The organism is Oryzomicrobium terrae (assembly GCF_008274805.1).
Lineage (GTDB): Bacteria > Pseudomonadota > Gammaproteobacteria > Burkholderiales > Rhodocyclaceae > Oryzomicrobium > Oryzomicrobium terrae.
Genome location: NZ_CP022579.1, coordinates 3480303 through 3503503 on the forward strand (window position 1 = coordinate 3480303; position 23201 = coordinate 3503503).

At 67.2% G+C, this 23201-nt stretch carries 18 protein-coding genes; 10 read left to right on the forward strand and 8 right to left on the reverse strand.

Annotated features, from left to right (window positions below):
• Nucleotides 1-161 precede the first annotated feature (161 nt).
• The 3 genes from OTERR_RS15755 to OTERR_RS15765 all read right to left on the reverse strand — a co-directional run bounded on the left by OTERR_RS15755 (nt 162) and on the right by OTERR_RS15765 (nt 4662).
• The gene (locus OTERR_RS15755) at nt 162-1409 is read right to left on the reverse strand and encodes a multifunctional CCA addition/repair protein (protein WP_054619989.1); all 1248 of its coding nucleotides are present in this window, start codon (nt 1407-1409) and stop codon (nt 162-164) included.
• Between the two features lie 126 nt (nt 1410-1535).
• Nucleotides 1536-2495: a complex I NDUFA9 subunit family protein gene (locus tag OTERR_RS15760; protein ID WP_054619911.1), complete on the reverse strand. Its 960-nt coding sequence runs from the start codon at nt 2493-2495 to the stop codon at nt 1536-1538.
• A gap of 130 nt (nt 2496-2625) precedes the next feature.
• The gene (locus OTERR_RS15765) at nt 2626-4662 is read right to left on the reverse strand and encodes a lytic transglycosylase domain-containing protein (protein WP_149426350.1); all 2037 of its coding nucleotides are present in this window, start codon (nt 4660-4662) and stop codon (nt 2626-2628) included.
• Nucleotides 4663-4852: 190 nt separating this feature from the next.
• Here OTERR_RS15765 and OTERR_RS15770 point away from each other — a divergent pair, with 190 nt between their 5' ends.
• Nucleotides 4853-5413 carry a 5-formyltetrahydrofolate cyclo-ligase gene (locus OTERR_RS15770; RefSeq protein ID WP_246154221.1) on the forward strand — a complete coding sequence of 187 codons (561 nt, stop codon included), beginning with the start codon at nt 4853-4855 and terminating at the stop codon, nt 5411-5413.
• Nucleotides 5414-5642: 229 nt separating this feature from the next.
• On the opposite strand, the gene ilvA is transcribed toward OTERR_RS15770, so the two are convergent.
• Nucleotides 5643-7169: a threonine ammonia-lyase, biosynthetic gene (ilvA, locus tag OTERR_RS15775; protein WP_054619909.1), complete on the reverse strand. Its 1527-nt coding sequence runs from the start codon at nt 7167-7169 to the stop codon at nt 5643-5645.
• Nucleotides 7170-7328: 159 nt separating this feature from the next.
• On the opposite strand from ilvA, the gene OTERR_RS15780 reads away from it, so the two are divergent.
• The 5 genes from OTERR_RS15780 to OTERR_RS15800 all read left to right on the forward strand — a co-directional run bounded on the left by OTERR_RS15780 (nt 7329) and on the right by OTERR_RS15800 (nt 15872).
• Nucleotides 7329-7820: a YqaA family protein gene (locus tag OTERR_RS15780; protein ID WP_054619908.1), complete on the forward strand. Its 492-nt coding sequence runs from the start codon at nt 7329-7331 to the stop codon at nt 7818-7820.
• 158 nt (nt 7821-7978) lie between these two features.
• Complete coding sequence (locus OTERR_RS15785; protein WP_149426351.1) at nt 7979-11854, forward strand: DUF3683 domain-containing protein; 3876 nt, start codon at nt 7979-7981, stop codon at nt 11852-11854.
• 213 nt (nt 11855-12067) lie between these two features.
• Nucleotides 12068-13609 carry a hypothetical protein gene (locus OTERR_RS15790; RefSeq protein ID WP_149426352.1) on the forward strand — a complete coding sequence of 514 codons (1542 nt, stop codon included), beginning with the start codon at nt 12068-12070 and terminating at the stop codon, nt 13607-13609.
• Nucleotides 13610-13799: 190 nt separating this feature from the next.
• Nucleotides 13800-14249: an HIT family protein gene (locus OTERR_RS15795; RefSeq protein WP_149426353.1), complete on the forward strand. Its 450-nt coding sequence runs from the start codon at nt 13800-13802 to the stop codon at nt 14247-14249.
• Between the two features lie 18 nt (nt 14250-14267).
• Nucleotides 14268-15872, forward strand: a complete 1605-nt coding sequence (locus OTERR_RS15800) for a hypothetical protein (protein WP_149426354.1) — start codon at nt 14268-14270, stop codon at nt 15870-15872.
• Nucleotides 15873-15930: 58 nt separating this feature from the next.
• Here the strand turns inward: OTERR_RS15800 and phoR are convergent, their stop codons facing one another.
• The gene (phoR, locus tag OTERR_RS15805) at nt 15931-17259 is read right to left on the reverse strand and encodes a phosphate regulon sensor histidine kinase PhoR (RefSeq protein ID WP_149426355.1); all 1329 of its coding nucleotides are present in this window, start codon (nt 17257-17259) and stop codon (nt 15931-15933) included.
• Nucleotides 17260-17271: 12 nt separating this feature from the next.
• The gene (gene phoB / locus OTERR_RS15810) at nt 17272-17964 is read right to left on the reverse strand and encodes a phosphate regulon transcriptional regulator PhoB (protein WP_054619903.1); all 693 of its coding nucleotides are present in this window, start codon (nt 17962-17964) and stop codon (nt 17272-17274) included.
• Nucleotides 17965-18153: 189 nt separating this feature from the next.
• Between phoB and OTERR_RS15815 the strand changes: the two genes are divergently transcribed.
• From OTERR_RS15815 to OTERR_RS15830, 4 genes are all read left to right on the forward strand, one after another.
• The gene (locus tag OTERR_RS15815) at nt 18154-18591 is read left to right on the forward strand and encodes a gamma-butyrobetaine hydroxylase family protein (protein ID WP_149426356.1); all 438 of its coding nucleotides are present in this window, start codon (nt 18154-18156) and stop codon (nt 18589-18591) included.
• Between the two features lie 61 nt (nt 18592-18652).
• Entirely contained in the window at nt 18653-19405 is a 753-nt protein-coding gene (ubiE, locus tag OTERR_RS15820; RefSeq protein ID WP_149426357.1) for a bifunctional demethylmenaquinone methyltransferase/2-methoxy-6-polyprenyl-1,4-benzoquinol methylase UbiE, read from the forward strand.
• A gap of 101 nt (nt 19406-19506) precedes the next feature.
• The gene (locus OTERR_RS15825; protein WP_149426358.1) at nt 19507-20442 is read left to right on the forward strand and encodes a Tim44 domain-containing protein; all 936 of its coding nucleotides are present in this window, start codon (nt 19507-19509) and stop codon (nt 20440-20442) included.
• Nucleotides 20443-20456: 14 nt separating this feature from the next.
• Complete coding sequence (locus tag OTERR_RS15830; protein ID WP_149426359.1) at nt 20457-21179, forward strand: ubiquinone biosynthesis accessory factor UbiJ; 723 nt, start codon at nt 20457-20459, stop codon at nt 21177-21179.
• 102 nt (nt 21180-21281) lie between these two features.
• On the opposite strand, the gene OTERR_RS15835 is transcribed toward OTERR_RS15830, so the two are convergent.
• Nucleotides 21282-21707, reverse strand: a complete 426-nt coding sequence (locus OTERR_RS15835; protein WP_054619898.1) for a F0F1 ATP synthase subunit epsilon — start codon at nt 21705-21707, stop codon at nt 21282-21284.
• A 78-nt stretch (nt 21708-21785) separates the two neighbouring features.
• The gene (gene atpD, locus OTERR_RS15840; protein WP_054619897.1) at nt 21786-23189 is read right to left on the reverse strand and encodes a F0F1 ATP synthase subunit beta; all 1404 of its coding nucleotides are present in this window, start codon (nt 23187-23189) and stop codon (nt 21786-21788) included.
• Nucleotides 23190-23201 lie beyond the last annotated feature (12 nt).

The window sequence follows — 23201 nt, forward strand, 5'->3', positions numbered from 1 at the left end:
ACGTGGAAAGGCGCGCCCCTCCTTGATCTCCGCGGCATGTCCGTGGAAACCCGCGCCAATGCTTGCTTTCCGCAGCCAATGCCTGAAGATCGGCCAGGGGCGCGGACTTTCATCGGGTAGCGGTTAAACCGGGTGATCGCTGGCCGCTGACCCCGGAGTCGTTAACCCGCCGCGGCCAACGCCTGGGCCACGGCGGCGACCCGGGCCTCGTGCAGCCGCGCCGGGATGGTGGCCGGCTTGCCCGCCTGCTGGCACAACCGGGCGATGGCGCCGCCATCGACGGCCGCCGCCGCGGCCAGGGCCCGTTGCCACAACGCCGTCGCCGGATAGGGATCGTTGCCGTGGCCCAGCCGGCCCTGGGCGTCGCAGGCGCAGGCGGCCAGCAGCAGGACGAAGCGCTCCGGGCGACGGAACGCGTCGCAATGCTCCAGCACCTTGACGAAGGTGGACGGGGTGAGGTGCTCATCGCGCCCGGCGGCCCGGTGGATGGTGCCGTGGTAGCGGGTGCACAGGCGCGCCAGGTCGCGGCAGTCGGTCGGCACCTTCCAGCGGGCGCACAGGGCCTCCACCAACGGCACGCCGCGCTCCTCGTGACCGTGGTGGCGCGGCAGGTACTCGGCCGGGGTGGTGCCCTTGCCCAGGTCGTGGCACAGGGCGGCAAAGCGCACCGGCAGGGGCTCGCCCCGGGCCGCCGCCCGGTCGATGACCAGCAGCAGGTGGGCGGCCACGTCGCCTTCCGGGTGGAATTCGTGGCGCTGCGGCACGCCGAACAGGGCGTCGATCTCCGGCGCCAGCCGGGCCAGGGCGCCGCACTCGCGCAGCACCTGGAGCATGCGCGACGGCGCCGGCTCCATCAGCCCCCGGGAGATCTCCTGCCAGACCCGCTCGGGCACCAGATGGTCGGCTTCGCCGTCGTCCACCATGGCGCGCATCAGGGCCAGGGTTTCCGGCGCCACGGTGAAATCGGCGAAGCGGGCGGCGAAGCGGGCCAGGCGCAGGATGCGCACCGGGTCCTCGGCGAAGGCCGGGCCGACGTGGCGCAGCACCTTGGCGGCCAGGTCGGCTTGGCCACCGTAGGGGTCCACCACCGTCCCGTCGCCGCCCACTTCCTCGGCCATGGCGTTGATGGTCAGGTCGCGCCGGGCCAGGTCCTCTTCCAGGGTGACGTCTTCCGCCGCGTAAAAGGCAAAGCCGTGATAGCCGCGCCCCGTCTTGCGCTCGGTGCGAGCGAGCGCATACTCTTCCTTGCTTTTCGGATGGAGAAAGACCGGAAAATCCCGCCCGACGGGAAGAAAGCCGCGGGCCACCATGGCCTCGGGGGAAGCCCCGACCACCACGTAGTCCCGGTCGTTGACCGGACGGCCGAGCAGACGGTCGCGCACGGCACCGCCGACGATGTAGGTCTTCATCTCCATACCGTTGCTCCGGACGAAATGGCGCGGGTCAAAGGAAAAAGGCCCTCGCGGGAGGGCCTTGCAGCGGGCGCCGCCTTGCCGCCGAAACCATGCTCCGGCGGCAAGCGCGTTGCGGCGGAATCAACGCCCGGCGTGGGCGCGGAACACGTCGAGGCGCAGCTTGGGCTGGTGGCGGCCCAGGTAAGTGGGCGCCACCGCTTCCAGGTATTCCGGGTTCCAGGCGGCCGGCTTGAGGCTGTCGTTGCCATACACGCTGTCGGTTTCCATGGAACGCAGGTTGTCCGGGGACAGGGGCGGCTTGGGCAACAGGGTCATCAGGCCAGCCTGCAGGTAGGCCCAGCCGTCGGACAGGGCCACCACGCGGCGGCGATGGCCGGTCAGCTGGCCGACGTACTCGACGATCTGGCGCAGGCTGTAGACCCGCGGACCGGCCAGGTCGTAGGCACGGCCGAAGGTGGATTCGTCTTCCAGGCAGGCGATGAAGGCGCGGGCCACGTCTTCGACCCAGACCGGCTGGAAGCGGGCGTTGGCACCGCCCAGGGGCATCACCGGGAAGGTCTTGAGCAGGCGGGCGAACATGTTGAGGAAGGCATCGCCGCGGCCGAAGATCACCGAGGGGCGGAACACGGTCACGTCCAGCTCGCCCTGGGCGGCCAGGACGATGGCTTCGCCGGCGGCCTTGGAACGCAGGTATTCGGAAGGCGCGTCGGCGGCAGCCTTGAGGGCGCTCATGTGCACCAGGCGGCGTACGCCGGCCTTCTTGCAGGCGGAAACGATGATCCGGGGCAGATCCACGTGGGCGCGCTTGAAGGCCGGGCCGTAGGGCAGGGCCGGGTCGCTGTGCAGCACGCCGACCAGGTTCACCACCGCATCGACCCCCTCCATCAGGCGCACCAGGGCGGCTTCATCGAAGACGTCGGCCTGGATCATGTCCACGGCGGGCAGCAGGATCAGCTGCTTGGTGCGCTCGCGGCGGCGGGTCGGCACCACCACCGAAACGTTCCGTTCCACGAGCTGGTTGGCCAGGTGAGTGCCAACGAAACCGCTACCGCCGATTACCAGAATCTTGTTCATCGCCATGGGTGCAACACCGTCGTTTGGAGGGAAGGGGACGGGCCAGGCCAGGGCCGCGCCGTCCGGGAGCGTCTTTACTCTGGCATTTTACGCCAAAACCCGGGGTTTTCGGCCCCGGGCCCCGTTTTTCGCCGATTTACGGCAGTTCCTCGCCCTTTTCCAGCAGGCTCGCGTCGCTGCCGCCCCGTGCCGCCACGGTGCCGAGCAGGCGTTTTAACGACGGCGGCGTACCGGTGAACAAGGCACCGTAATAGACCGCGTTGTTCATCACTTTCTTGACGTAATCGCGGGTCTCGGAGAAGGGAATGGTTTCGGCGTACACCGCCCCTTCCAGGGGCTTGATGTCCTTCCACTTGCGCGCCCGCCCCGGGCCGGCGTTGTAGGCGGCGGTGGCCAGCACCGGATGGTTGTCGAGGCTTTCCTTGACCAGACGCAGGTAGGAGGTGCCAAGCATCAAATTCACCTCGGTGTCGGTGACCCGGCCCGGGTGGTAGTCGTTCAGGCCGACCTTCTTGGCTACCCAGCGAGCGGTGGCCGGCATCAGCTGCATCAGGCCGGAGGCACCCACCGCCGACTTGGCGTTGGAGACGAAGCGCGATTCCTGGCGCATCAGGCCGTACACCCAGGCCTCGTCGAGCTGCACGGAGCGGGCGGCAGGGCGCACCTGCTCGGCGTAGGGTGCCAGGTAGCGCAGGGAATAGTCATGCTCGCCCCGGGTCTTTTCCGCGGCATAAATGGCCCGGTCGTAGAACTCGGCGCGGCGTGCCACTTCGGCGGCGGCCAGCAGGTCCCGGTCGGCCAGGCCCCGGGTGCCCCAGTTCCATTCGCGCACGGCCTCGGTGCGCAGGCCCAGACGGTTGAGCGCCAGGGCGCGGCGGAAGGACGGGTTGGCCGCGGCCTTGGCCAGCTCCTCGGCGCTCGGTACCTTGGCCTTGGGCGGTACGGCGACGCTGCGCCCCAGCTCCTCGTCGGCCAGAGTGCCGTAGAAATGGGTCTGGCCGGACAGCCGAGTGAACAGGGCATTGGCCGCTTCCAGCTGGCCGCCGGCCTTCTTCGCCCGACCGAGCCAGTACACCCATTCCGGCTGGGCGGCCTGGGTGGGGCCCATGGCCTCGATGCTGCGCAGCACCTCGCCCCAGTCCTGGGCGCGCAGGGCGGCCCGAGTGCGGAAGGCCAGGGTGTCGTCGGACACCTGCGGCGCGGCGACCTGCCGGCCGCCCTGGGCGGCATCGGCCTTGCGGTAGTAGCCCAGGGCTTCCGGCATCAGGCGGAAGGCGGCCTGCCAGCCGGTGTAGGCCCAGGCGTAGGCCCGGTCCTCGGGGCTGAGGCGGGCGCCGAGGCGTTCCAGCTGCTCGGCGGCCATGGCCGGGTCGTTCTTGGCGATGCGGCCGATGGCCAGCACCGCCAGTTCCCGGTTGGTACGGTTGTCCAGGGCGTTGGCAGGTTGCTTGACCAGGTAAGGCAGGGGCTTGTCGAGCACCAGGTCGAACAGTTTGGCGGCCGGGGTCTGGCCCTCGGGCAGGTACTGGGTGGTGTTGCGCGCGGCGCCGGCCTTGCCGGTCTCGACCTGGCGACGCACCCGGGCCCAGACGTCGCTGGTGCCGACTTTGCCCTGGGCGACCAGGGCGTTGAACACCGGCAGGCAGCCCTCGGGCACGTCCAGCTGGGTCAGCCACAGGGCGCGAGCGTCGTCCAGGGCGGTGGCCTCGCCGCGGGCCAGGCGGGATTGCAGGGCGTAGCAGTTCAGTTCCGGATCGCCTTGAACGAGCTTCGGGTATTCGCCATCGAACACCGCCCAACGGCCGTAGCGACCGAGTTGTTTGAGCCATTCGCCGCGCAGCTTGTCGGCCAGGTAAGTGCCCTCTTCCCGGGCGAGGAAGGCGCGGATGGCGTTGTCGTCCACCTCATTGGGGCGCTTTAGGCTGGCCGAGAGCAGCCAATAGGCGGGGTAGGCCCCCAGGTCGCTGCCCTGCAGGTCGGCGGCCAGGGCAGTCAGCCGGCCCCGGTCGCCGAGGCGGGCGGCGTCCTTGGCGGCAAGCAGGCGGTCGTCGTCGCTCTGAGCCAGGGCGGTGCTGCACACCAGCGGCGCCAGGGTCAGGGCGAGGGAGAGCCGGACGGCCGCGGTGAGGGGGGAAAGACGGGCGGAACGGGGGGAAAGACGACGAGACGGCATGTGATAGGCTGCAGAAAAGTGCGGGCGGACCGGGCCGCTGGGGGCAGGCAGGCCCGGGAGCGGCTGGTACGGACAGACGGGATCGATCGAGGATAACACGGTGAACGCAGGGGATGCCGGCAGGATGACAGGAGCGCCGCCAGACGGTGCAGAGGCCCGCGCCGCAGCGCGCAAACGGCTGCGCCAGGACATGATCGCCCGGCGCGAAGCCCTGGCGCCGACCGATGTGGGGCAGCGTTCCGCCGCCTTGCGCGCACATTTGACGGCGCGCTTCTCCGCCGATTTCTTCGCCTTTTTTCCCGACGGCCGGGCCAAGACCATCGGCTTTTGCTGGCCGGTGCAGAATGAACCGGACATCCGCCCGGCGATCCGCACCTGGCTGGCCCAGGGCGGCCATGCCTGCCTGCCGGTGGTGGTGGCCCCCGGCGAGCCCCTGGCCTTCCGGCCGTGGACGCCGGACACCCGGCTCGTGCCGGACCGCTACGGCATTCCCACGCCCTGCGAGGGCGAACTGGTGCTGCCCGACGTGCTGCTGATCCCGGTCAACGCGGTGGATGGGGCGGGCTTTCGCCTCGGCTACGGCGGCGGCTTCTTCGACCGCACCCTGGCGCGGCTGGCCGCCATCGGCCACCCGGTGGTGACCCTGGGGGTGGGCTTCGACTTCCAACGGGTGGACACCATCCACCCGGAACCCCACGACGCGCCGCTGATGGGCCTGGTGACCGAATCGGGCTTCGTCGAGTTCGACTGAACTCGACGAAGCCGGTGTAGCCCGGCGGATTCGCCACGCGCCGCTGCGATCCACCACAATCCGACCGCCTAAAAACCGACCGGCGCAAACCCCGCGCCCAGCGTTGTTCTTCAGGCATGCACCTTGGAACGCCGCGCCAGTCCTTGATCTCCGGGAAGCCTGCCTGGAGATGCCCGCCCCGCCTAGGGTTTGGCCGGGGCCGATCCCGGGCCCCGCCGCAATCGCCGGCTCAGCTGAGGAACAGCTTGTAGGCCGGATTCTCGCTCTCGTCCCAGTACTGGTAACCGAGCTGGTCGAGGAACTGGTTGAAGGCGCCGATCTCCTCCGGCGGCACCTGCATGCCCACCAGCACTCGGCCGTAATCGGCGCCGTGGTTGCGGTAGTGGAACAGGCTGATGTTCCAGCCGGCGCTCATCTTGTTGAGGAAGTTCATCAGAGCGCCCGGCCGCTCGGGGAATTCGAAGCGGTAGAGGATCTCGTTCTGCACGTTGGGCGCGTGACCGCCGACCAGGTGACGGATGTGCAGCTTGGCCATCTCGTCGTCGGTCAGGTCCAGGGTGGCGTAGCCATTCTTTTGCAGCAGTTCCACCAGCTTCAGCGACTCGGCCCGGCTGGCCACCTGCAGGCCGACGAAGACGTGGGCTTCGGACTTGTCGTTGTAGCGGTAGTTGAACTCGGTGATGTTGCGCGAGCCGATCAGGGAGACGAACTTCTTGTAGCTGCCGGGCTTCTCCGGCAGGGTCACGGCCAGCACCGCCTCACGCTGCTCGCCCACCTCGGCCCGCTCGGCGACGAAGCGCAGGCGGTCGAAGTTGGTGTTGGCGCCGGAGGCCACCGCCACCAGGGTCTGGCCCTTGAGCTTGTGGCGCTTGGCGTATTCCTTGGCACCAGCCAAGGCCAGGGCGCCGGAGGGTTCGAGGATCGAGCGGGTGTCCTCAAAGACATCCTTGATCGCGGCGCAGATGGCGTCGGTGTCCACCAGCACCACCTCGTCCAGATATTCCCGGCACAGGCGGAAGGTTTCCTCGCCGACGAATTTCACGGCCGTGCCGTCGGCGAACAGGCCCACGCTGTCCAGGCGCACCCGCTTGCCAGCGGCGATGGAGCGCTTCATGGCGTCGGCGTCGAAGGTTTCCACGCCGATGATCTTGATGTCGGGGCGCACCCGCTTCACGTAGGCTGCCACCCCGGCGGCCAGGCCGCCACCGCCGATGGCGCAGAAGATGGCGTGGATCGGCCCGTCGTGGCGCGAATGCTGGCGCAGGATCTCCATGCCGATGGTGCCCTGGCCGGCGATCACGTAGGGATCGTCGAAGGGATGGACGAAGGTCAGCTGCTGGGCCTTTTCCAGCTCCACGGCATGGGCATAGGCCTCGTCGAAGGATTCCCCGGCCAGCACCACCTCGCCGCCCCGGGCCGCCACCGCTTGCACCTTGATCTGGGGCGTGGTGGTGGGCATGACGATCACCGCCCGGCAGCCGATCTTGGCTGCCGACAGGGCCACGCCCTGGGCGTGGTTACCGGCCGAGGCGCAGATCACCCCGCGCTTGAGCTGGGCCGGCGTCAGGTTGGCGATCTTGTTGTAGGCGCCGCGCAGCTTGAACGAGAACACCGGCTGCATGTCCTCGCGCTTGAGCAGGAAACGGTTGCCGAGGCGGGCCGACAGGTTGGAAGCGAAATCCAGGGGGGTCTCAACAGCTACGTCGTAGACCTGAGCGTTGAGGATTTTTTCGAGATAATCGTGGGGATGGTGCATGGCGGTGGCCGGCAGACCAACCGGGGCAGAAGTCGTCCCGATGCGTCCCGATGCCGGTTTCATTGGGCTTGGGAAGCATGCAAGGGTAGCACGCGGCCCCCCCACCCCGTCCATGCGGAACGTTCCCTCCGGGCGCCCTGCGCGCCGCAAGCGCAAATTATGATCGATTTGCCCAGCTGGCTTCCCGTCTGGCTGCAACCGCAGCTGTGGAGTATCGAGGCCGGACTGGCCAGCCTGTTCGTCGCCGCGTTTCTCGCCGCCACGTTGCTGCCCCTCGGCTCGGAAGCTCTCTTCTTTGCGTTCCTCTATGCCCACCCGGATACCCTGGTGCCGGCCCTACTCCTGACCACCCTGGGCAACACCCTGGGCGGCATGACCTCCTATGCGGCAGGGCGGGCCCTGCCCCATGGCAGCCGCTGGGAAAAACTGAGCAGTGGCCAAGGGCCGATTTCCCCCGCCCTGTTCGCCCAAGTTCAGCGCTGGGGGAGCCCCAGCCTGCTGCTGGCTTGGGCGCCGTTGGTAGGCGACGCCCTGTGTCTGGCCGCCGGCTGGCTGCGCCTGCACTGGCTGCCCTGCGCCCTGTACATGGCCGTCGGCAAAGCCGCCCGCTACGGCGTGCTGGCCGCCGGCGCCGGCTGGTTGGTCCATTGAGCCCACGTAGCGAGCCACCAGCAGCGCCCCATCGCCCCGCTTAACCCCATGATGGATAGGGGCTTTGCCCGCAGCGTCCGGCGTTGCGCCACGGTTTTCCGCAGCGCAATACTGTAAAATTCTGTTTTTAAGGACTGCGGCAAACGCCTCACCTCTCCATGACTGCACGCCTGCGCGAAATCCCCTACAACTACACGTCGTTTTCCGATCGCGAGATCATCATTCGCCTGCTCGGCGAGGAAAACTGGCAGATCGTCGAAGAACTCCGCAGCGAGCGGGTTACCGGCCGTTCCGCCCGGATGCTCTACGAAGTCCTCGGCGACGTGTGGGTGGTCACCCGCAACCCCTATCTGCAGGACGACATGCTCGGCAACCCGGGGCGCAGCAAGGCCCTGGTGGACGCCCTGCGCCACCGTCTGCGCGAGGTGGAAAAGCGCCGCCGCGCCACCGAGGCCGAAGACCCGGCCCGCTCCGAGAAGGTGCGCAAGCTGGTGGTGGCCGCCGGTGAAGCGGTGGACCGCTTCGAGCAGTGGTTCGACAAGACCGGCGAGCTGCGCAAGAAGGCCCTCAAGTCCCTGTCCCGCCACACCCGCCGCGACAACATCGCCTTCGACGGCCTGGCCCGGGTGTCCCATGTGACGGACGCCACCGACTGGCGCGTCGAATACCCCTTCGTCGTCCTCTACCCGGACACCGAGGAAGAAATCGGCCCCCTGGTGCGCGACTGCATCGCCCTGGGCCTGACCATCATTCCCCGTGGCGGCGGCACCGGCTATACCGGCGGCGCCGTGCCCCTGTCGCCCTACTCGGTGGTGATCAACACCGAGAAGCTGATCGACATGGGCCCGGTGGAACACGTGGAACTGCCGGGCGTCGACCACAAGGTCGCCACGGTGCGCACCGGCGCCGGCGTGGTCACCCGCCGCGTCATGGAACGGGCCGAGGATGCGGAGCTGGTGTTCGCCTGCGACCCGACCTCGGCGGACGCGTCCTGCATCGGCGGCAACATCGCCATGAACGCCGGCGGCAAGAAGGCCGTGCTGTGGGGCACCGCCCTCGACAACCTGGCCTGGTGGAAGATGGTCACCCCCGACGGCAACTGGCTGGAGGTGGAGCGGCTCAACCACAACATGTCGAAGATCCACGACCAGGAGCTGGCCACCTTCCGTCTGCGTCGCTACGACGCGGAAGGCAAGACCCTGCTGGGCGAGGAGCTGCTCGAGATCCCCGGCCAGAAGTTCCGCAAGGTCGGCCTGGGCAAGGACGTCACCGACAAGTTCCTGTCCGGCCTGCCCGGGGTGCAGAAGGAAGGCACCGACGGCATCATCGTCGCCGCCCGCTGGGTGCTGCACAAGATGCCGCCGGTCACCCGCACCGTCTGCCTGGAGTTCTTCGGCCAGGTGCGCGAGGCCGTGCCTTCCATCGTCGAGATCACCGACTACTTCAAGCCGGGCGGCGCCGGCGCCCAGTCCGGCGTGCTGCTGGCGGGCCTGGAGCACCTGGACGAGCGCTACGTGAAGGCGGTGGGCTACGCCACCAAGGCCAAGCGCCACGGCCGGCCGAAGATGGTGCTGATCGGCGACCTGGTGGGCCACGACGAGGCCGCGGTGATGGCCGCCGCCTCGGAAGTGGTGAAGATGTGCAACCTGCGCGGCGCCGAGGGCTTCATCGCCGTCTCGCCCGAGCTGCGCAAGAAGTTCTGGCTCGACCGCTCGCGCACTGCCGCCATCTCCAAGCACACCAACGCCTTCAAGGTGAACGAGGACGTGGTGATCCCCCTGCCGCGCATGGGCGATTACTGCGACGGCATCGAGCGCATCAACATCGAACTGTCGATCCAGAACAAGCTGGAGCTGTGCGACGCCCTGACCGAGTTCCTGCAGGGCGACCTGCCGGTCAACGCCGGCGACTCGGCCCTGGACAAGGACGTGCTGATCGGCGACCGGCGCGAGGCGGCCCTGGAGCACGTGGCCCAGGTGCGCGCCCGCTGGGAATGGCTGCTGGCCAACCTGGACCTGCCCCTGGCCGAGGCCGAGGCCCGCTTCGCCGAGTTCGGCATCAACGCCGGCGAGCTGACCAACCGGGCCGCCAACCCGACCCTGTTCCACCGCCTGCAGGACTATTCGGTGCGGGTGTCGTGGAAGAAGGAGCTGAAGCGCCCCCTGGAAACCATCTTCGACGGCAACGTCTACCGGCCGACCCTGGAAAAGATGGAAGAGGCCCAGAAGGCCGTGCTGCGCGGCCGGGTCTTCGTCGCCCTGCACATGCACGCCGGCGACGGCAACGTACACACCAACATCCCGGTGAACTCGGACCACTACGCCATGCTGCAGACCGCCAACGCGGCGGTGGACCGCATCATGGCCCTGGCCCGCAGCCTGGGCGGGGTGATCTCCGGCGAGCACGGCATCGGCATCACCAAGCTCGACTACCTGACCGACGCGGAGATGCAGCCGTTCCGCGACTACAAGGCCAAGGTGGACCCGGAAGGCCGCTTCAACAAGGGCAAGCTGTTGCCCGGCGGCAACCTGGTGAACGCTTATACCCCGTCGTTCAACCTGATCGGCCACGAGTCGCTGATCATGGAGAAGTCCGAGATCGGCGGCGTCGCCAACATGATCAAGGACTGCCTGCGCTGCGGTAAGTGCAAGCCAGTGTGCTCGACCCACGTGCCCCGGGCCAACCTGCTCTACTCGCCGCGCAACAAGATCCTCGGCACCGGCCTGCTGATCGAGGCCTTCCTCTACGAGGAGCAGACCCGGCGCGGCGTGTCCCTGGCGCACTTCGACGAGTTCAACGACGTGGCCGACCACTGCACCATCTGCCACCGCTGCGTGAAGCCCTGCCCGGTGGACATCGACTTCGGCGACGTGTCGGTGGCCATGCGCAACTTCCTGCGCAAACAGGGCAAGAAGCGCACCGACCCGGGCAAGGCCCTGGCCATGGCCTTCCTCACCATCAAGGACCCGGCCACCATCAAGGCGATGCGCGTCGGCATGATGGACATCGGCTACAAGGCCCAGAACCTGGCCCACAAGGTGGCCAAGTCCCTGGGGCTGATCCAGGACCAGCTCAAGCACCCGCCCGCCACCCTGGGCACCGCGCCGATCAAGGCCCAGGTAATCCACTTCATCAACAAGCCGATGCCGGGCAACCTGCCCAAGCGCACCTCCCGGGCGCTGCTCGACATCGAGGACGATGCGGTGATCCCGGTGATCCGCAACCCGAAGAAGACCACCGAGGAATCCGATGCGGTGTTCTACTTCCCCGGCTGCGGCTCGGAGCGCCTGTTCTCCCAGGTCGGTCTGGCGACGCAAGCCATGCTCTACGAGGTCGGTGCCACCACGGTGCTGCCCCCGGGCTACCTGTGCTGCGGCTACCCACAGACCGCTGCCGGCGAGGAGGACAAGGGCCAGAAGATCACCACCGACAACCGGGTGCTGTTCCACCGCATGGCCAACACCCTCAACTACCTGGACATCAAGACGGTGATCGTCTCCTGCGGCACCTGCATGGATCAGCTGCAGAAGTACGAGTTCGAGAAGATCTTCCCCGGCTGCCGCCTGCTCGACATCCACGAGTACCTGATGGAAAAAGGCGTCAAGGCCGAGGGGCTGGGCGGGGTGAAGTACATGTACCACGAGCCCTGCCACACGCCGATGAAGACCCACGCCTCGGCCAAGGTGCTCGAATCGCTGATGGGCGCCCCGGTGCCCCTCAACGACCGCTGCTGCGGCGAATCCGGCACCCTGGCGGTGTCCCGCCCGGACGTGTCCACCCAGGTGCGCTTCCGCAAGCAGGAAGAGATCGAGAAGGGCGCCGCCGCCCTGCGCGGCGACGATGCCAATGCCAAGGTGAAGATCCTCACCTCCTGCCCGTCGTGCCTGCAAGGTCTGCACCGCTACCGGGACGACGCCAACCTGGACGCCGACTACATCGTGGTCGAGATGGCCAAGGCCAACCTGGGCGACAACTGGATGGCCGACTACGTGCAGAAGGCCAACCAGGGCGGCATCGAGCGGGTGCTGCTGTAAGCGCGGCATGGAACTAAGCGGTTCCCGGGGCATCCAGATGGATGCCCCTTTTTTTCGGCCCTACCCGTCGACCGAGCCTGAAGTCCCATACGCCGGCCCAGTCGGGGCGGCCCTTGGCAGCGGGCACCAGGACGCGGCACAATCACAACGTTTATTTGTGTGAAATATTTCACACTTCGAATCCCCACCGCGACCGCCACGGAGGCCCACCCAATGTCCGTGCTTCACCTGCCGACCCCCCAGGCCGCGGCGACCTATCTGGCCAACCTGCCTCTGGCCGACCCTCTGGCCACCCTGGAGCGACTGGTGCCCTACGCCACCACCCTGGCAGCCCAGCCCTTCGCCGGCCTGGCCCAGCTGGCCCCGTTGCAGGCAGCGGAAGAACCCCTGGCCCTGGTCCTGGAAGAGGTGGAAAAGCGCTTGCGTGGCCGCCCCCTGCCCTACGCCGAAACCGAAGCCACCCTGCTCGGCCAGACCTTGCGACTGCTGACGGAAAGCGCCGCAGCCTGGCGCCACCTGGCGGGCAACGGCGCCCCCTCCCGTTCCACCACGCCGGGCGAGGCGTTCGAGCCGGCGATGGCCTTTGAACGGGCCCTGTACTACCGCAGCCAGGCCTTGCAACTGGCCCTGCTCGCCCGTACCGAACCCCCCGCCGGCCTGTGGCGCAGCCTGCATGCCGATTTTGCCGCCGCCGAGGCGGCCGGCGTGGCCGCCCAGGCCTGGCCCGATCGCAAGGGACGGAGCATTGGCCCCCTGCGCCACTACGCCGCCACCGTGCTGATCGACATGGCCAAGCCGGCCTCCCAAAGCTTCCGCGATCAACGCCTGACCCAGCGCTGGGCGCGACGCCTGGCCAAGCTGGCCCTGGTCACCCCCCTGCCCGACGGGGAGCTGCCTGTCTTCGTCCTCGATCTCAAAGCCGACCGAGGTCTGCGCAAACAGTCCAGCGGCGACGTGGCCGACAAAACCGCCCTGCGGGCGCTGGACACGACAGCCCTGGCCGACCATCTGCGCCGCCTCAAGAGCCGCCTCAAGGAAGGCCATCCTCCCGCCGATCTGGGTCTGGGCGAGGGCCTGACGGCAGAAGAATGCAGCCGCCTGCTCGACCACCTGCGCCCCCCCTGGTCCCAGCGCGGCCTGGCCCGGGCCTATGTCCCCGAACCCGTAATCGGCCAGGCCCGGCTGGCCACGGCCTTTTCCGCTCTGGCCTGGCACCTGGGTCAGCTGGCCCCGGGCGATGGTCAGCAGGTGCATACCCGTACCGAATTCGACCGGCTGGTGGTGTTCGGCACCACCACGGCCCGGGAAGCCCCCAAAATTCCCGATGCGGGCGAATGGGGCATCACCGAACGGAGCGACGATGCCTGGCGCCTGTTTCACCCCCAGCCTCCGGAACGACTGTTCCACGACCAGCTGGTAGCGCTGGCCGATGCGGCGGGCCGCTTTCAGCTCGGCCGCATCTCCAGTCTGCTGGTGCCGCTCGGCGGCGGGCTGGCGATCAAGGTGCGCCGCTTTGACGGCCCGGTCGTCGGGGTTCAGGCCCGCTTTGCCGACGCCGGCGAGACGCACCCCGCCCTGCGGATCGACCACCACCACACCCCGGCTCTGTTGCTGCCCCGGGGGGTGTACCGGCGCGGCCGCATCGCCGACGTGCAGCCTTCCGCCGCCGGGGGGAGTGCGCGCCACCAATGGCGTCTGGAAAGCATTCTCGCCTCGGGCCAGGACTGCGAACTGGCGGCGGTGCAGCTGGCCTGATGGTCCGGCGGCGTCGCCGGGTCCCGGAGGCGCCTGGACAACCGTGACGAATTCCCTTGTTGCGCCCCTGGCCCGGGCGTAGAAATCCTCTGACACCGTCTCCACCGATACCGCCCAGGCCTCGTCCGTCTGGCGTCGTCGTGCGGGGACGGAATGCTTGGCCGCGCCCCATTCTCAACAGGAGTACCGCATGACCGCCGTTGCCCCCCTTCCGGACTGCCCCCTCTGCACCAGCACGGGCGGGCCGTTGTTGCTGGAAGGCCAGACGCTGCGCATCATCCGCGCCGAGGAGCCGGACTACCCCGGTTTTCTGCGCGTAATCTGGAACCGCCACTGCGGGGAAATGAGCGATCTGACGGACGCCGAGCGGCAGCGCCTGATGACCGTGGTCTGGGCCTGCGAGCGGGTGGTACGCCGCCTCTACGCGCCGGACAAGATCAACCTGGCCAGCCTCGGCAACATGGTGCCCCATGTGCACTGGCACATCATTCCCCGCTGGCGCGACGACCCGACCTTTCCCGGGGCGATCTGGGCCGCCCCGCGCACCGATGGCGTCCACCCGGCCAGCCGCCCCGTGGTGGCCGACAGTACCCTGCGCGACGCCTTGCTGGCCGAACTGCGGGACCTCGCCCCTCTTTGATCGCCAGGGGCCCTCGCCGTGACTAGTGCCCTTTCCTATCCCGCGGCGACCCCACCGACCCCGCCCGCCATCCCGCATCTTGAGGCGGGTCTCGCCTACCTGGCCCGCTTACCGCTGGCCAACCCGATCGAGGCCCGCAACGCGCTGTCCCTGCTGCTCGACAGTCTGCGCCTGCATCCGCTGCCCCCGGTCGACTACCTGCTCCTGCTCGAGCAAACCCGGCTGGTCTGCTCCTACGTACAGGAAGAAACCGCCCGGACCTTCACCGAGCGGGCCGTCCCTCTGGGCGATCGGGAAAACGCAGCCTTCGTCCGGGTAGTCGAGGATTGGCGGCGCCTGGCCGGGGCCTACGCCCATTGCGCCCAGCTGGTGCCCCGGGAAGAACCGTTTCCCCCGGAACAACTGGCCCTGATCCTGCAGCGCTGCCTGCACTGCATCGCCCACGCCCTGTATGACCATTACCGGGCACGACGGGAAGCCGGCGCCGGGCTGTGGCTCGATCTGCACGGCTACTACGCCAGTGCCGAGGAATGGGGCGTGGCCAACCTGCCGGTGGAGGACCCGCTGAACCCGGGCAGCGGCTCGACCCAGGCTGCGGCGACCTACGTGGAAGCGTTGCTCCTCGACCTGGCCACCCCCTACGCCCTGGACCTCAAAGCGCTGCGCTTCGTCCGCCGCCTGGCCTCCCGTTGGGCTCCGCTGGTGCAGCTCCTACCCGTGGACGCCGCTACGCCGCCCCGCTTTGCCGTGAACCTGCTCGATGACGCCGGCCTGCACCCGGTCGCGGCTACCAACCAGGCGGACCTGCGTCGTCTGGAGACGGGGAGCCTAACCGCCCAGTTGCAGCACACCCAGGCCCAACTGGCCCACCGGGAGCACCCCGCACAACTCGGCCTGGGGGAAGACATGGCCGCCGACCGCTGCGCCCATCTGGTTGGCCAACTCAGCCGCCCCTGGTCTCTCACTGCGGCACCGCGCCGTTACCGCCGCTGGGCGGGGAGCGGAACCGCCCGGGTCTGCAGCGGGGTCGAGGCCATCTACCATTTTTTGCACGGCCGCCCGTTTGCCCAGCCGACGACGATTTATTCCCGGGAGTCCTTCGAACGCCTCTATGTCTTTCGCCATCAGGTCGATCCGGCAACCGACCTGGAGATCGTCCACGCCCATCAGACCCAAGCCGTCGAAACATGGCAGGTGATCAACCAGTCGGCCACCGGGTTTCGCCTGGGCCGCAGCCGGGCCGGACTGCGCCTGACCCACAACCAGCTGGTGGCCGTAATACCGCCCGATGGCAGCCAATGCCTGCTCGGCCGCGCCACCTGGTTGATGGAGGACCGGGAGGGCGGGGTGGTGCTGGGGATCGCCATCCTGCCCGGACTACCGCTGGCGGCAGCGGTACGCCCGGACCTGGCGGGGGGCAAGGACGAGGCATACCACCCGGCCTTCCTGCTGCCGGGCATGCCCACAGTGGGCCAGGAAGCCTCGCTGGTGATCCCCCGCGGTTGGTACGTAAACGGACGCCAGCTGGAGGTAGTGAGCGATGGACACAGGCGGGTCAGGCTCACCCGGCGTCTGGAGCAAGGGGTGGATTTCGAGCGGGTCAGTTTCGTCCCGGCCGGATAGCAGGTCCGTGCCGCGCTAGGTTTCTCGCTGCGCCGGGGAAACGCCTGGCGACACCGACTCAGGCCACGGCGCGGGCAGTTTCGTCGAGCGCGGAAGGAAAGCGGGTGGCGGGGAAATAGGCGGTGAAAGTACTGCCCTTGCCCGGCTCGCTCTCCACCTCCAGCCGGCCCTGGTGCCGGGTCAACACGTGTTTGACGATGGCTAGGCCAAGGCCGGTGCCGCCCGACTCCCGAGAACGCCCCCGGTCCACCCGGTAGAAGCGTTCGGTCAGGCGGGGAATGTGCTGGGGCGGGATACCGATGCCGGTATCGGCCACCACGAAGGCGGCGCCATCGGGTCGCCGTTGCCAGCGCAGGCTGATCCGTCCACCCTCCGGGGTATAGCGCACCGCGTTCGAGGCCAGGTTGCCGAAGGCGCTGCGCAGTTCGCTGGCCACGCCGAGGATGCGTGCCGGCCCGTCCATTTCCAGCGTCACCTCGTGACGTCCGCTGGACAAGGCCAGGGAGTCGGCCCGGACGGCTTCGAGCAGGGGAGCCACCTCCACCAGTTCGGTTTCGGCGCTGCTGCCGCTGGTCTCCAGGGCCGACAGGGTGAGCAGGTCGGCAATCAGGTGCTGCATGCGGATCGACTGGTCGTGGGCCAGACTCAGGTAATGCTCGACCTGTTCCGGGCTGAGGCTGTCATGCAGGTCCTGGAGGGTTTCAATGAAACCGGCCACCACGGTCAGGGGCGTTTTCAGTTCGTGGGAGACGTTGGCGACGAAATCGCGGCGCATGGTCTCCAGCCGCTCCAGCTGGGTCACATCGCGCACCAGCAGAAGCTGCCGCTCACCGGCGTACGGGATCACCTGGATCTGCAGGCAGACGCCGTCGGCGCGGACGTTGCGCAGGATTAGCGGCTCGCCGAACTGGCCGCCGTCCAGATAAGCGACAAAATCCGGCTGGCGCAGCAGGTTGGTGATGGTCTGGCCCACGTCGCTGCGCAGATTGAGGCCGAGGAAAGCCGCCGCCTTGGTGTTCATGCCCTCGATCTGGCGATGTTGGGAGAGGATCACGACCCCGTCGGGCAAGGCTTCGCCGGCACGGCGGAAACGCTCCAGGGCGTTGCTCAGGGCCTGCTGCTGTTCAACCCGGATACGCACTCTGCGGTGCAGACCGGCGAACACCTTGTCCCAGATTCCAGCGCCCTCGGGGACCGGAGTATCCAGAGACCCCTTCAGCCAGGCCATCAACTTGTGCAACTGGTGGAGGTGATGCAGGCCGAGCAGGACGGTGAGGGCCAGGACGACTTCCACGGCCCGGGTGGTGCCAAGGAAGATACCCACCCCGGCGCCCACGGCCGCCAGCAGGAGGGCCGTAAGTACGGCGCCGATCCACAGGGTTTTCACGGCGGTGCGGCCTTAATCCTGTTGGGCAGAAAAACGGTAGCCGCTGCCGCGCACGGTCTGCACCAATCCCTCGTTGCCGCTAGGCTCCAGGGCACTGCGCAGGCGGCGGATATGCACGTCCACCGTGCGCTCCTCGACGAAAACGTGGTCACCCCATACCTGGTCGAGCAGTTGGGTGCGGCTGTGCACCCGCTCCGGATGGGTCATGAAGAAGTGCAGCAGGCGGAATTCGGTGGGTCCGAGATCCACCGGCCGACCGTTGCCGGTGACGCGGTGGGTGGCAGGATCGAGCTTGAGACCGCCCACTTCCACCGAATCCTCGGTCATCTGCGGGGCGCGCCGGCGCAGTACGGCCTTGATACGTGCAACAAGCTCCCGCGGCGAGAACGGCTTGGTGATGTAGTCGTCGGCGCCGGTTTCCAGGCCAAGGATCTTGTCCTGCTCGTCGCTGCGGGCTGTGAGCATGATGATCGGCACGTCCCGGGTCCGCTCTTCGGCGCGCAGCTTGCGGGCGAACTGGATACCCGACTGGCCGGGCAGCATCCAGTCGAGCAGCACCACGTCGGGAAGGGCGTCGCGAACCAGGCGGCTGGCGACTTCGGCATCGTCGGCGCGGAGCACGTGGTGGCCAGCATGCTGGAGGTTGGCGGCAATCAGTTCCTGGATAGCCGGTTCGTCTTCGACCACGAGAATGTTGGCGGGCATGACGGGCACTCGATTAGCACATTAAGAATTGGCGGCCAGTCTATTAAAGACCCGTGACAGATTCATGACAATGCGCCTGGAGGCCGGACCTTACATGGTTTTGCGCGGAAAGGGGGGTGCTTTGCGCTAAGATAGGCGCCCTGGCACGCCCTACCGCCGGGTCGTTGCCGCATTTTCCGTGAGCTTGCCATGGCCGGACTGACCAAAGACACCCCTCTGCCCACCGCCATCACCTTGCACCAGAAATCCCGGGTGCTGGAAATCGCCTTTGATGATGGCCGTTCCTTCTCGTTGCCCTACGAATACCTGCGCGTCTATTCGCCTTCGGCTGAAGTGCGCGGCCACGGCCCCGGTCAGGAAAAGCTCCAGGCCAACAAGCGCGATGTAGCGGTGGAACGGGTCGAGCCGGTCGGCAGCTATGCGCTCAAGCCCGTCTTTTCCGACGGCCACGACAGCGGCTTGTATTCGTGGGACTACCTGCACGAACTCGGGATGAACTACGAGACTTGGTGGGCCGACTACCTGGCCAAGCTCGACGCCGCCGGCCTCTCCCGGGACCCCCAGCCCCCCAGTGCTGCGCCCAGTGGCAGCGGGTGCGGTTCGGGCAGCTGCGGCTGCAAGAGCTAAACCCCAGGCCCCTCCGTCCGCCCTTCTCATTCCGCCGCCGTACCACAGCGAAAGCATTGCCATGCGCGAAACCGACTCCTCCCCCAGCACCACCCACTTCGGCTACCAACAGGTTGCCGAGAACGAAAAGGCCAAGCGTGTCGCCGGAGTATTCGATTCCGTAGCCACCCGCTACGACGTGATGAACGACCTCATGTCCGCTGGCCTCCACCGGCTGTGGAAGGCCTTTACCATCGGCAAGAGCGGCGTCAAGGCCGGGGATCGGGTGCTCGACGTGGCCGGCGGCACCGGCGATCTGTCCCTCGCCTTCGCCAAGCGGGTCGGCCCGAGCGGCCAGGTGTGGCTCTCCGACATCAACGCCTCGATGCTCGGCGTCGGCCGCGACCGCCTCACCGACCGGGGTCAGATCGTGCCGGCCGTGCAGTGCGATGCCGAGGCCCTGCCTTTCCCCGACCAGTATTTCAACGTGGTCACCGTGGCCTTCGGCCTGCGCAACATGACCCACAAGGACCGGGCCCTGGCCGAAATGCGCCGGGTCATCAAGCCCGGTGGCAAGGTGATGGTGCTGGAGTTCTCCAAGGTGTGGGAGCCGGTGGCCCCCCTCTACGATTTCTATTCATTCCAGGTCATTCCGCGGGTCGGCCAGGTGGTCACCAACGATGCCGACAGCTACCGCTACCTGGCCGAGTCGATCCGCATGCATCCTGACCAGGAAACCCTGAAGGGCATCATGGAAGGCGTCGGCTTCGACAAGGTTGAGTACCACAACCTCACCCTCGGCGTGGTGGCGCTGCACATCGGCTACCGTTTCTAAGCCCCCACCGTCACACTGCGTAAGCCGTGATACCAATCGTTACTGATGAAGCACCGGTTTGATGGTCTAGTCGGGGCACATTGTCATCAAAGGAGACCCTAGTGGCCCGCCGTTCCTTCTTCAAGTCTTTTGTCATCGCCACCGCCGCCATCGCCGTGGTCGCGGTGAGCCCCGTTGCCGAAGCCAAGCGTCTGGGAGGCGGCAAATCCTACGGCATGCAGCGGCAGGCCACCCCGACGTCGCCCGCCCAGGCGCCCTCTGCAGCGCCGAGTGCGCCGCAAAAAGCCCCCACCCAGGCCTCCCCCAATCAGCCGGCACCGGCGCCCGCAGCTGCAGCACCCAAGCGCAACTGGCTTGGACCCATCGCTGGTCTGGCCGCAGGCCTCGGCATTGCCGCCCTGCTGTCGCATTTCGGTATGGGTGAAGGCGTTGCCAACTTCCTGATGATCGCCCTGCTGGTGATGGCTGCTGTCTTTGTCTTCCGCCTCATCTTCGCGCGCCGGGCCACGCCCGCCAATGCCGAGCCGCTGCAGTACGCCGGGGTTGGCGGTCCCTCCTACAATCCGATGCCCGAACCGATGGCCTCTACACCGGGCGGCGCCACGGGCGAGCCGAACCCGAATGTCGGCAATGCGCCGGGCGTGCAAGAAACAACGGCCCGCATCCCCGCCGATTTCGACGCTGCCGGTTTCCTTGAGGTGGCCAAACGCAATTTCGTCCGCCTTCAAGCGGCCAACGACGCTGGCCATATCGACGAGATCCGTGACTTCCTGACTCCGGAAATGTTCACCGTGATCAACGCCCAGCTCGCCGAACGGGGAGGTGCCAGCCAGACGACCGATATCGTGCAGCTGCACGCCAGCCTGCTCGAAGTCGCCAGCGAAGGGGCTCGCCACATCGCCAGCGTGCGTTACTACGGCTTGCTGCGCGAAGAGAAGGATGCGCCGCCGACAGCGTTCGACGAGGTCTGGCACTTGGTCAAGGCCGCCAGCGGCAATGATGGCTGGCGTGTTGCCGGGATCCAGCAACTGGACTGAACCACGCCCTTCCCATGAGCTCCGGCAGCACCTTCCCTTCCCCGCGCACCGTGCTTGAAACGGTGATTGCTCCCGTGTTCGCCCGTTTCCCCGCCCTGCCCCTGCCCCGGGGCGCGGGGAAATCGTCGGGCCATCTGTTCGTCACCGTCGCCAACCATCTCTTGGTGCAAACGGGCTGGGCGGCGCAGCGGCTGCGCCCGTTTGCCGGGCGCCACGCCCAGGTGGTGATCGGTGCCCAGGGGAGTGGCAGCGCGGCCGCGCTACGCTTTCCCTTTGCCATCGGAAGCGATGGCCTGCTCGTGACCAGTCTTCCCGACATCCCGGTCGATGTGACCCTGTGCCTGCCGATGGAAGCTCTTGGAGCCTTGCCAGGTAGCGGCTTGGAGGCGGTTCTTGGACGTGTGCAGGTCAGCGGGGCAGCCGATCTGGCCGAAACCCTTGGCTTCGTTTTCCGCCATCTGCGCTGGGACGGCGAAGCTGATATGGCACGGCTGCTTGGCGATATCCCGGCCCGGCGCCTGAGCCTGTGGGCCGCCATGGCTTGGCGCTGGCAGCAGGATGCCGGCCGCCGGCTACTCGCCAACGGTGCCGAATATCTGGTTGAAGAGCGAGGAATGGTGCCATCGCGTCAGGCCGTGCAGGAATTCGGCAGCGCCGTTGATCGTCTGCGCGACGATCTGGCACGCCTGGAAAAGCGCCTGCAACGTCTGGGCGAGCAGTCCCGCCACAGCACCTAGCAGCACTTCAACACATCAGAAGTTTTTGGATAAAAAAAGGCAGCCTGGAAGGCTGCCTTTTTCTTTGGTGCTTTAAAACCTGCGACCGGTGGGGCCGAAGCCTTAGTGCGCGCGCCGCTTGCGCAGCTTCTCGATGGTCGCCAGCTGGGCCACAGCTTCGGCCAGCTCGGACTCGGCCTTGGCGTAGTCGATGTTGCCACTGCGATTTTGCAGGGCTTCTTCGGCTGCCTTCTTGGCTTCCAGCGCCTTGGCTTCGTCCAGATCGGCACCGCGGATGGCGGTGTCGGCCAGAACGGTGACCATGTTGGGCTGAACTTCGAGCATGCCACCGGAGACGTAGATCACCTCGGCTTCGCCGTCCGGCACCTTGATGCGGACCGCGCCCGGCTTGATCCGGGTCAGCAGCGGCGTATGCCGCGGCCAGATACCCAGTTCGCCGGCTTCGCCGGGAAGCACCACGTATTCCGCCTCGCCGGAGTAGATCTGCTCTTCGGCGCTGACGACGTCAACGTGAACTCTCAATGCCATAGTCTGTCCTCTCGCCCACCCGGCTCACCGGAGTCATGCTCCGGGAGCGGGAGGCAGGTCGGTTGCGTCCGTGCAGGATTACTGCAGGGTCTTGGCCTTTTCGAAGGCTTCCTCGATGGTGCCGACCATGTAGAAGGCCTGCTCGGGCAGGTGGTCGCACTCGCCGGTAACGATCATCTTGAAACCCTTGATCGTTTCCTTGAGCGGCACGTACTTGCCGGGGGAGCCGGTGAACACTTCGGCCACGTGGAACGGCTGGGACAGGAAACGCTGGATCTTACGCGCCCGGGCCACGGACTGCTTGTCTTCGGGAGACAGTTCGTCCATACCCAGAATCGCGATGATGTCGCGCAGTTCCTTATAACGCTGAAGGGTCATCTGCACCTGACGGGCCACGCTGTAGTGCTCTTCACCCACGATCAGCGGATCGAGCTGACGGGAGGTGGAGTCGAGCGGATCCACAGCCGGGTAGATACCCAGGGCGGCGATGTCACGGGACAGCACCACAGTGGAGTCCAGGTGGAGGAAGGTGGTCGCGGGGGACGGGTCGGTCAAGTCATCCGCGGGCACATACACGGCCTGAATGGAGGTGATGGAACCGGTCTTGGTGGAGGTGATGCGCTCCTGCAGACGGCCCATTTCCTCAGCCAGGGTGGGCTGGTAACCCACGGCAGACGGCATCCGGCCCAGCAGGGCGGACACTTCGGTACCGGCCAGAGTGTAGCGGTAGATGTTGTCCACGAAGAACAGGATGTCCCGGCCTTCGTCGCGGAAGCGCTCGGCCATGGTCAGGCCGGTCAGCGCCACGCGTAGACGGTTGCCCGGGGGCTCGTTCATCTGACCGAACACCATGGACACCTTGTCCAGCACGTTGGAGTCCTTCATCTCGTGGTAGAAGTCGTTGCCCTCACGGGTACGCTCACCCACGCCAGCAAACACGGACAGGCCGGAGTGCTGTTTGGCGATGTTGTTGATCAGCTCCATCATGTTCACGGTCTTGCCCACACCGGCGCCACCGAACAGGCCCACCTTACCGCCCTTGGCGAACGGACAGACCAGGTCGATCACCTTGATGCCGGTTTCGAGCAGGTCCACGGAGGGGGAGAGATCCTTGAACTCGGGGGCCTTCTGGTGAATAACCCGCAGTTCGTCGGCTTCGATCGGGCCGGCTTCGTCGATGGGACGACCCAGCACGTCCATGATGCGGCCGAGGGTACCGTGGCCCACGGGCACGGCGATCCCCTTACCGGTGTTGTTCACCGGCATGCCACGACGCAGGCCGTCGGTGGAGCCCAGCGCGATGGTACGCACCACGCCGTCACCGAGTTCCTGCTGCACTTCAAAGGTAAGGCCCTTCTCGACGTTCTCATGCTCGGCAGAGGCGTCGAGCATCAGGGCGTCATAGACCTTGGGCATCGCGTCACGGGGGAACTGGATATCCACCACCGCGCCGATGCACTGAACGATTGCACCTTGACTCATCGTCTTTTCCCT